This window comes from Kitasatospora putterlickiae (genome assembly GCF_039527695.1).
In the GTDB taxonomy this organism is placed as follows: Bacteria; Actinomycetota; Actinomycetes; order Streptomycetales; family Streptomycetaceae; genus Kitasatospora; species Kitasatospora putterlickiae.
Window position 1 is genome coordinate 1 of the sequence record NZ_BAAAKJ010000033.1, and the last position, 9,727, is coordinate 9,727.

4 protein-coding genes are annotated in these 9,727 nt (G+C 76.1%); all 4 read left to right on the forward strand.

Features of this window, described 5'->3' with window-relative positions:
* The coding region (locus ABD308_RS04245) for a non-ribosomal peptide synthetase (RefSeq protein WP_344325726.1) at nt 1-1,400 on the forward strand (1,400 nt) is incomplete at its 5' end.
* Nucleotides 1,397-6,979, forward strand: a complete 5,583-nt coding sequence (locus tag ABD308_RS04250; RefSeq protein ID WP_344325729.1) for a non-ribosomal peptide synthetase/MFS transporter — start codon at nt 1,397-1,399, stop codon at nt 6,977-6,979. The genes ABD308_RS04245 and ABD308_RS04250, both read left to right, overlap by 4 nt.
* A complete protein-coding gene (locus tag ABD308_RS04255; RefSeq protein ID WP_344325732.1) occupies nt 6,976-8,499 on the forward strand; it encodes a class I adenylate-forming enzyme family protein in 1,524 nt (507 codons plus the stop codon). Before ABD308_RS04250 ends, ABD308_RS04255 begins: the two co-directional genes overlap by 4 nt.
* A partial coding sequence (locus ABD308_RS04260) for a condensation domain-containing protein (RefSeq protein WP_344325734.1) occupies nt 8,496-9,727 on the forward strand: 1,232 nt, incomplete at its 3' end. The genes ABD308_RS04255 and ABD308_RS04260, both read left to right, overlap by 4 nt.

A 9,727-nucleotide genomic window follows, 5' to 3' on the forward strand; every position in this document is an offset into this window, starting at 1 on the left:
GCGACCCCGCGTACGTCATCTACACCTCCGGCTCCACCGGCACCCCCAAGGGCGTGCTGGTCCCGCACCGCGCGCTCGCCGCCCGGGTCGCCTGGATGCGCGAGGGCTACCGCCTCACCGCCGCCGACCGCGTCCTGCAGTACGCCTCGCTCTCCTTCGACACCTGTGCCGAGGAGGTGTTCCCGGCGCTCGCCGCCGGCGCCACCCTGGTCGTCGCGGAGGCGGGCGCCGCCCTGCCCGACCAGCTCGCCGAGCCCACCGCCGCCGGCCTCACCGTGCTCGACCTGCCCACCCCGTACTGGCACCAGCTGGTCGCCGACCTCGACGCCACCCCCTGGCCGGCGACCCTGCGGCTGCTCATCCTCGGCGCCGACCAGGTCCGCCCGGAGGCCGTCGCCGCCTGGCGCGCCCGGTTCGGCGACAGCGTCCGGCTGGTCAACTCCTATGGGCCCACCGAGACCACCGTCATCGCCACCACCGCCGGGCTCGGCGCCGCCGACACCGCCCGGCGCCCGCCGATCGGCCGTCCCATCGGCGGCACCACCGTCGCCGTGCTCGACCGCCACGGCCACCCCGTGCCGCCCGGCGCCCCCGGCGAACTCGTCATCGGCGGCGCCGGTGTCACCGACGGCTACCTCGGACGGCCCGGCGCCACCGCCCGGGCCTTCGTGCCCGACCCGGACGGCCCGCCCGGCGCCCGGCTCTACCGCACCGGCGACCTGGTGCGCCGACGGGGCGACGGCGAACTGGAGTTCCTGGGCCGGATCGACGCCCAGGTGAAGGTGCGCGGCTACCGGATCGAGCCCGGCGAGGTCGAGTCCGCGCTGCTCGCCCGGCCCGGCGTCGGCCAGGCCGCCGTCCTCGCCCGCGCGGACCGGCTGCTCGGCTACGTCGTGCCCACCGGGCCGGTCGCGCCCACGCCTGAGGAGCTGCGCACCGCGCTGGCCGCCACCCTGCCCGCCCACCTCGTCCCCAACGCCGTCCTCGTCCTCGACGCGCTGCCGCTCACGCCCAACGGCAAGCTCGACCACCGCGCGCTGCCCGACCCCGACACCCGCCCCGAGCTGCGCGCCGCCTACCTCGCCCCGCGCACCGAGGCCGAGGAGCTGGTCGCCGAGGTCTGGCAGGAGGTCCTCGGCCTCGACCGGGTCGGCGTCCACGACGACTTCTTCGACCTCGGCGGCCACTCCCTGCTCGCCACCCGGGTCGTCGCCCGCATCCGCGCCACGGCCGACCTCGCCGTGCCGCTGCGCACCCTCTTCACCCACCGCACGGTGGCCGCCTTCGCCGACGCCGTCGAAGCCGCCCTGGTCGCCGAACTCGACGCGCTGTCCGACGCCGCCGCCGAGGAACTGCTCGCCGCGCAGGACGCCCTGGAAGGGACCGCAACGCCGTCATGAGCACCGAAACCGCCCCCACGCCGGCCTCGGCCGACACACCGGCCCCCGCCGACACGCCGTCCTCCGCCGGGCTCACCGCCGCCAAGCGCGAATTGCTCAGCCGCCGCCTCAGGAGCCGCACCGCCCCCCGGCAGACCATCGCCCGCCGCGCCGCCGACGCGCCCGTGCCGCTCTCCTACGCCCAGGAACGGCTCTGGTTCATGGAGCAGTTCGCCCCCGGCACCGCCGCCTACAACATCCCGGTCGTGCGCCGGCTGCGCGGCCCGCTCGACCTGCCCGCCCTGCGCCGCGCCCTGGACGCCTCCCTCGCCCGGCACGAGACCCTGCGCTCGCGCTACCCCGCCACCGACGACGGCCGCCCGCTGCTGGTCATCGACCCGCCCGGCCCCGCCGACCTCACCCTCGCCGACGCCGCCGACCCCGCGCACGCCGAACGGCTGATCGACGAGGCCGCCGCCGTCCCCTTCGACCTGGAAAGCGGCCCGCTGCTGCGCGCCCACCTGGTCAGGCTCGCCGACGACGACCACGTGCTGCTGCTCGTCGTCCACCACAGCGTCAGCGACGGCTGGTCCAGCGAGGTGCTGCTCGGCGAGGTCCTGCGCGGCTACGCCGCCTACACCGCCGGCCGCCCCGACCCACTGCCCGAACTCGCCGTCGAATACGGCGACTTCGCCATCTGGCAGCGCGAGCGGCTGAGCGGCGAGCGGCTGGCCGCCGAGGTCGCCCACTGGGCCCGCGAACTGGCCGGCGTCGAACCGCTGGAACTCGCCTGCGCCGCCCCCCGCCCGCCGCGCCAGACCTTCGACGGCGCCGGCTACGGCTTCGAGGTCGACCGCCCGCTGCTCGACCGGCTGACCGCGCTCGGCAAGCGCCACGACGCCACCGTCTACATGGTGCTGCTCGCCGCCTTCCAGACCCTGCTCGCCCGGTTCAGCGGCCAGCGCGACTTCGCCGTCGGATCGCCCATCGCCGGCCGCCCCGAGCCCGAACTCGAACCGCTCGTCGGCATGTTCGTCAACGTGCTGGCGCTGCCCGCCCGGCTGGAGGGCGACCCCACCTTCACCGAACTGCTGCGCCGCACCCGCGACACCTGCCTGGAGGCCTACGCCCACCAGGAACTGCCCTTCGCCCAGCTGGTCACCGAGCTCAAGGTGGCCCGCGACGTCACCCGCCCGCCGGTCTTCCAGGCCGTCCTCGCCGTGCAGAACTACGCCGTCCAGCGCGAGGCCGTCGGAGAACTGCCCATCGACGTCGAGCCGTTCGGCGTTCGGGCCAGCGGCACCCGGTTCGACCTGGAGCTCTTCCTCCAGGAGTGGCCGCAGGGCCTGCTCGGCTCCTTCAACTACAACACCGACCTCTTCGCCGAGGCCGACGTCGCCCGCCTCGCCGAGCACCTGGGCCGGCTGCTGACCGCGATCGCCGACCGCCCGGACGTCCCGCTGTCCGCCCTCGACGACCTCCCCGAGGCCGAACGGGCCTTCGAGGTCGAGCGGTTCAACGACACCGCCAACGACCGCCCGGCCACCACCCTGACCGCCCTGGTCGCCGAGCAGATCGCCCGCACCCCCGACGCCGTCGCGGTCTCCTTCGAGGACGGCCCCGTCCTGACGTACCGTCAGCTTGACGCGGCCGCCGACCGGATCGCCGTCCGGCTGGCCGCTGAGGGCGTCGGCCCCGGCAGCCTGGTCGCGATCAGCGCCGAACGCTCGCCCGAACTCGTCGCCGGCCTGCTCGGCGTGCTGCGCACCGGCGCCGGCTACACCCCGCTGGAGCCCGACTACCCCGCCGAACGGCTCGCCTTCCTGCTCGCCGACAGCGCCGCGCCCGTCCTGCTCACCCAGCGCCGGCTGCCCATCCCGGACGGCTGCACCGCCCGCGTCCTGCTGCTGGACGACCCCGGCGAGTGGCCCAAGGTCCGCGCCCGCACCCCGCTGCCCGCTGGGCCCGCCCCCGACGACACCGCCTACCTGATCTACACCTCCGGCTCCACCGGCCGCCCCAAGGGCGTGCCCAACACCCACCGGGCCATCGCCAACCGCCTCCAGTGGATGCAGGACGCCTACCGGATCGGCCCCGAGGACCGCGTCCTGCAGAAGACCCCGGCCGGATTCGACGTCTCCGTCTGGGAGTTCTTCTGGCCGCTGACCACCGGCGCCCGGATCGTCCTCGCCAAGCCCGGCGGCCAGAAGGACGCCGGCTACCTGCGCGACCTCGTGGTGCGCGCCGGCGTCACGGTCGCCCACTTCGTGCCCGCCATGCTCACCGTCTTCCTCGCCGAGGACGGCCTCGAACGCTGCACCACCCTGTGCCGCGTGGTGTGCAGCGGCGAGGCCCTGCCGCCGGACACCGCGCGGGAGTTCACCACCCGCCTGCCCGGCTGCGCGCTCGCCAACCTGTACGGGCCCACCGAGGCCGCCGTCGACGTCTCCGCCTGGGAGTGCGAGGGCCCGCTGCGGACCGTCCCGATCGGCCTGCCGATCGACAACACCCGCCTGTACGTGCTCGATTCCGCCCTGCGGCCGGTCCCGCCCGGCGCCCCCGGCGAACTCCACATCGGCGGCACCGCCGTCGCCCTCGGCTACCACCGCCGCCCCGGCCTCACCGCCGCCCGGTTCGTCCCCGACCCCTACGGCCCGCCCGGCGCCCGGCTCTACCGCACCGGCGACCTCGCCCGCCGCCGCCCCGACGGCACCCTCGAACACCTCGGCCGGATCGACCAGCAGGTCAAGATCCGCGGCCTGCGGATCGAACCCGGCGAGACCGAGGCCGCCCTGCGCGCCCGGCCCGGCATCGCCGACGCCGCCGTCATCGTCCGCGAGGACCGGCCCGGCGACAAGCGGCTCACCGGCTACCTCGTCCCCGCCCCCGGCGCCGACGAGCCCGACCCGGCCGCCCTGCGCGCCGCCCTCAAGCGCACCCTGCCCGACCACCAGGTCCCCGCCGCCTTCGCCGTGCTGCCCGCCCTGCCGCTCACCCCCAACGGCAAGCTCGACCGCCGCGCCCTGCCCGCCCCGCGGATCCGCCGCGACGCCGGCGCCGCCAAGCCCGCGACCGAGGCCGAGCGGGTGCTCGCCGAGATCTGGGCCGAGGTGCTCGGCCTGCCCGAGGTCGGCACCGACGAGGACTTCTTCGACCTCGGCGGCCACTCGCTGCTCGCCACCCAGGTCGTCGCCAAGGCCCGCAAGCGGCTCACCGAGGCCGGCGCCCGCCCGGTCAGCGTGATGGACCTCTTCACCTGCCGCACCGTCCACGACCTCGCCGCCCTCGCCACCCTCGACGAGCGCGACCGCGGCCCGCGCCGCCTGCTGCACCGGCTCACCCGGCCCGTCCCGGCCGAGCGCCGCCGGCTCACCCTGGTCTGCGTCCCCTACGGCGGCGGCAGCGCCGTCGTCTACCAGCCGGTCGCCGACCTGCTGCCCGCCGACACCGAACTGTGGGCCGTCGCGATCCCCGGCCATGACATCGGCGTCACCGAACAGCACCTGCCCTTCGACGAGCTGGCCGAGCAGCTGGCCGCCGAGGTGCGCGAGCGGGTCGACGGCCCGGTCGTCGTCTACGGCCACTGCGGCGTCGGCACCGCCCTCGCCGTCGCCACCGCCCGCCTGCTGGAGGCCTCCGGCCGGGAGCTCGAAGCCGTCTACGCCGGCGCCCAGTTCCCGTTCGCCAAGCCGCGCAGCAAGGTGCTCACCGCGCTCAGCGGCATCGCCGCCCTGGAACCGCTGCTCGGCGACCGGGTCTACCTCAACTGGCTCACCGGCATGGGCGTCGACACCTCCGAACTCGACCAGGAACAGGTCCGGTTCATCGTCGGCAACATGCGCCGCGACTCCAAGGCCGCCGAGGCGTACTTCACCCGGGCCATCGAGGAGGTCGAGGCCGGCGCGCCCCGGCTGCGCGCCCCGCTGGTCTCGCTGGTCGGCGACCACGACCCGGCCGCCGACTTCTACCAGGAGCGGTACCGCGAATGGCTGCTGCTCGCCGAGCGCTCCGCCGTCGCGGTGCTCGACCAGGGCGGGCACTTCTTCGTCAAGTACCGTGCGGCGGAGGTCGTCGAGGCCGTCACCACCGTGCACCGCGCCGTCCTCGCCGGGGAGACCGGCGGTCTGCCCGCGCGCGGACCGGACAGCTCCTGGTGGTTCCACGGCGAGACCGGCCCGCCGGCCGCCGAGCAGGAGGCGGTCGAGGAGCCCGCCGCGGAGGGCCCGCAGCCCAGCATGGGACGCTTCCTGGCCGTCGCCGCGGGCCAGTTGGCCTCCATCACCGGATCGGCGCTCACCGAGTTCGCGCTGCCGATCTGGATCCTGCTGGAGACCGGCTCGATGACCCGCTACGCGCTCTACGCCGTCATCGCCATGCTGCCCGGCATCGTCGTCGGACCGGTGGCCGGCGCCCTGGTCGACCGGCTGGACCGGCGCAAGGTGATGCTGGCCGGCGACATCGCCGCCGGAGCCACCCAGGCCGCCATGCTGGCCCTGCTGCTGGCCGGCCAACTGCACTCCTGGCAGGTCTACGTGCTGCTCGGCGTGCTCTCCGTCGCGCTGACCTTCCAACGCCTCGCCTACGCCTCCGCGGTGCCCCAGATCGTCCCCAAGCAGTACCTGGGCCACGCCAACGGAGTCGTCCAGCTCGCCTTCGGCGCGGCACAGTTCGTCGTGCCGATGGTCGCGGTCGCGCTGCTCGCGGCGATCGGCCTGCGCGGCATCCTGATCATCGACGTGGCCAGCTACGTCATCGCCGTCGCCATCCTGCTGGCGGTGCGCTTCCCGCGCACCCTGCCGTGGACCAGGCGCGAACCGCTGGTCGAGGAGATCAAGCAGGGCTTCGGCTACTCCTGGCGCCAGCGCGGCTTCCGCTCCATGCTGCTCTGGTTCGCGGGCCTGAACGTCTTCCTCTCCCCGCTGTTCCTGCTCACCACCCCGATGGTGCTCGCCTTCTCCGACCTGGACGGCGCCGCCCGGGTCGCCGTGGCCGGCGGCGCCGGGGCCCTGCTCGGCGGCATCGCCATGGGCTTCTGGGGCGGACCGCGCCGCCACCGGCTGCGCGGCATGCTCGCCCTGGCCGCCGTCCTCGCGCTGGCCGGCGCCGTCACCGGCCTGCACGCCGGGCTCTGGGTGATCGCCGCCGGGGCGTTCGGGATGTCCTTCGCGCTCTCCCTGGTCAACGGCGTCTACTCGACGATCGTCCAGGTCAAGGTGCCGCAGCGGTTCCACGGCCGGGTCTTCGCCCTGAACACCCTGGTCGCCTGGTCCACCCTGCCGCTCGGCCACGGCGTCATCGCCCCGCTCGGCTCGGCCGTGTTCGGCCCGCTGATGGAGCCGGACGGCGCGCTCGCCCCGGTCTTCGGCCCGCTGATCGGCACCGGGCCAGGGCGCGGCATCGCCCTGATGTACGTGCTGTTCGGGCTCGCCATGCTCGTCCTGGTCGCCGTCGGCCTGCGGCTGCCCGCGCTGGCCCGTTTCGACCGGGAGGTGCCGGACGCCGAGCCGGACGACCTGGTCGGCCTGCGCGAGCGCGCCCGGGCCGCCGCCACCCGCAGGAACGCGGACGCCGCCAAGGACGCCGCCCGGGAGGCCGTGTGAACCGCGCCGTCCCCATCAGCCTGCCCGAGCTGCTCGCCCACCGGGCCGCCCTCCACCCCGAGCGGACCGCCGTCGTCAACGGCGCCGACCGGCTCGACTTCGGCGCCTGGCAGGCCCGCTCCGGCGCCCTCGCCGCAGCCCTGCGCGCCGCCGGACTGCGCCCCGGCGACCGGGTCGCCCTGCGCCACGGCACCGCCGACTGGGTGGCCTACGCCGTCGCCCACCTCGCCGTGCTGCGGGCCGGCGGGGTCGCCGTCCCGCTCTCCGACCGGCTCGCCCCCGCCGTCACCGCGCACGCCCTCACCGACTCGGGCGCGGCGCTGCTGCTGCACAGCGGCGGCGCGCCGGACCTCCCCGGGGTGCGCGCCCTCACCGAGGCCGACGCCGCCGGGCACCCCGCCGAACCGGACCTGCCGCCCGCCGACCCCGGCGCGCCCGCCCAGATCCTCTACACCTCCGGCACCACCGGCACCCCCAAGGGCGTCACCGCCACCCACGCCAACCTGGCGTACGGCTGCACCCTGGACGAACGGCGGCGCCCGCTGCGGCACTCGCGGGCCTTCCTGCACGCCTTCCCGGTCGGCACCAACGCCGGGCAGACCATGCTGGTCAACGCGCTCAACGCGCACGCCGCCTGCGTCGCCGCCCCGCAGTTCACCCCGCTGCGGTTCGTCCGGCTGATCGCCGAGCACGGCGTCGGCAGCGTCTTCCTGGTCCCCGCCATGGCGATCGAACTGCTCGCCTCGGCCGCCCTGGCCAAGGCCGACCTGGACGGCGTCCGGCTGGTCGGCTCCACGGCCGCCGCGCTGCCCCAGCCGGTCGCGCTCGCGCTCAGCCGGGCCTTCCCGCGCGCCCAGATCACCAACTACTACACCTCCACCGAGGCCGCCCCCGCCCAGATCACCCTGCTGTTCGACCCCGGGCACCCCGACTCGCCCGGCCAGCCCGCCTCGCTCGCCGATCTGCGGATCACCGACGCCGACGGCCGTCCGCTGCCGCCCGGCGAGGCGGGCGAACTGTGGCTGCGCTCGCCCACCGCGCCGCGCGGCTACCTCGGCGAGCGGGACCGGGCGGTGTTCCAGGGCCCGTGGGTGCGGATGGGAGACCTCGGGCGGATCGACGCCGACGGCTTCCTGCACCTGCTCGACCGGGAGAAGGACGTCGTCAAGTCCGGTGCCCACAAGGTCTCCACGCTCCAGGTCGAGAACGCCCTGCACGCCCACCCGCTGATCGCCGACGCCGCCGCGTTCGGCGTGCCGCACCCCGTGCTCGGCGCCGTGGTCGCCGCGGTGCTGGTGCCCGCGCCCGGCACCGAACCGCCGACCGCCGCCGAGCTGCGGACCTTCCTGCTCGGCCACCTCGCCGCGCACGAACTGCCGGCCACCGTGCTGTTCCGCGAGGAACTGCCGCGCAACGAGGGCGGCAAGGTGCTCAAGCGCGAGCTGCGCCGGCAGGTCACCCAGGGCGCGCCACCCACGGCCGGCCAGACCCTCCCCACCACCAGCGAGGCCACCCGATGACCACCGCCCTCAGCCCCGCCCAGCACGGCGTCTGGCTCACCGAGCAGACCCTCGACGCCGGCGCCGCCTACCACCTCGCCGTCACCGTCGAGTTCACCGGCCCGCTGGACGCCGCGGCCCTCGCCGAGTCCTGCGCCCGGGTGGTCCGGCACCACCCCGTGCTGGCCGGCCGGATCGACCCCGACGGCCCCGGTGTGCGGCCCGGGCCCGCGCCCGGCCTGCGGACCGTCGAGTGCCCGGCCGAGGACCTCGGCAAGCTGCTCGCCGACGAGAGCGCCGCCCGCTTCGACCTCGCGGCCGGGCCGCTCGCCCGGTTCACCCTGTACCGGACCGCCGCCGAGCGGCACGTGCTGCTGGTCACCGCCCACCACCTGGCGTTCGACGGCGAGTCCAAGGACCGGCTGGTCGCCGACCTCGCCGCCGCCCACCGGGGCGAGGCGCTCGCCCTGTCGGCCGCCGCCCCGGCCACCGGCGAGCCGTCGTCGGCCTCGGCCACCGCCTACTGGGCGGAGCGGTGGCGCGAGCCGGGTCTGCCGGTACTGCCCGGGCTGCGGACCGTCGCCGACCCGGGCGCCGCCCCCGGCACCCTGCCCGGGGCCGGGTCCTGCGCCGGGCTCCGGATCGACGGCGACCGCCACGCCGCGCTCGTCGCGACCGCCGAGCGGCTGGGCGTCACCCGCTTCGAACTGCTCACCGCCGCCTGGCACGCGCTGCTGCTGCGCTACGGCAATCCGGCGCCGGCCACGGCCGTCGAGCTGTCCGTCCGCCGCCCCGGCGAGCCGGTCGCCGTCGGACTGGCCGTCAACGAACTCCCCCTGTTCACCGAGCCGTCGGCGGACGCGTCGTTCGCCGACCACGCCCTCGCGGTGCGCGCCGAGCTGCGCGCGCTCTACCCGCACCGGGACGTCCCGCTCGGACGGGCGGTGCGCGGCCTCACTCCGCGCACCGCGCTCACCCCGCTCTCCGTCAGCTACCGCCGCCGCCCCTCCGGCACACCGGAGCCCGACTTCGGCCCCGGCCTCGCCGCCACCGTCCGCTGGATCGGCTTCGCGGGCACCGCCCGTAACCTCGCCCACCTCCAACTCGTCGACACCGACGACTCGTTGGACGTCAGCCTGCAGTACCGCGCGGAGGCGTTCGGGCCCGGCGCCCCCGAACGGATCGCCGGCCACTTCGCCACCCTGCTGGACGGCGCCCTCGCCGACCCCGCCACCCCGGTCGGCCGGCT

Bases quoted from the DNA above. Each gene is read 5' to 3' on its own strand.
- ABD308_RS04250 (WP_344325729.1), top strand. From the start codon at position 1,397: ATGAGCACCGAAACCGCCCCCACGCCGGCCTCGGCCGACACACCGGCC.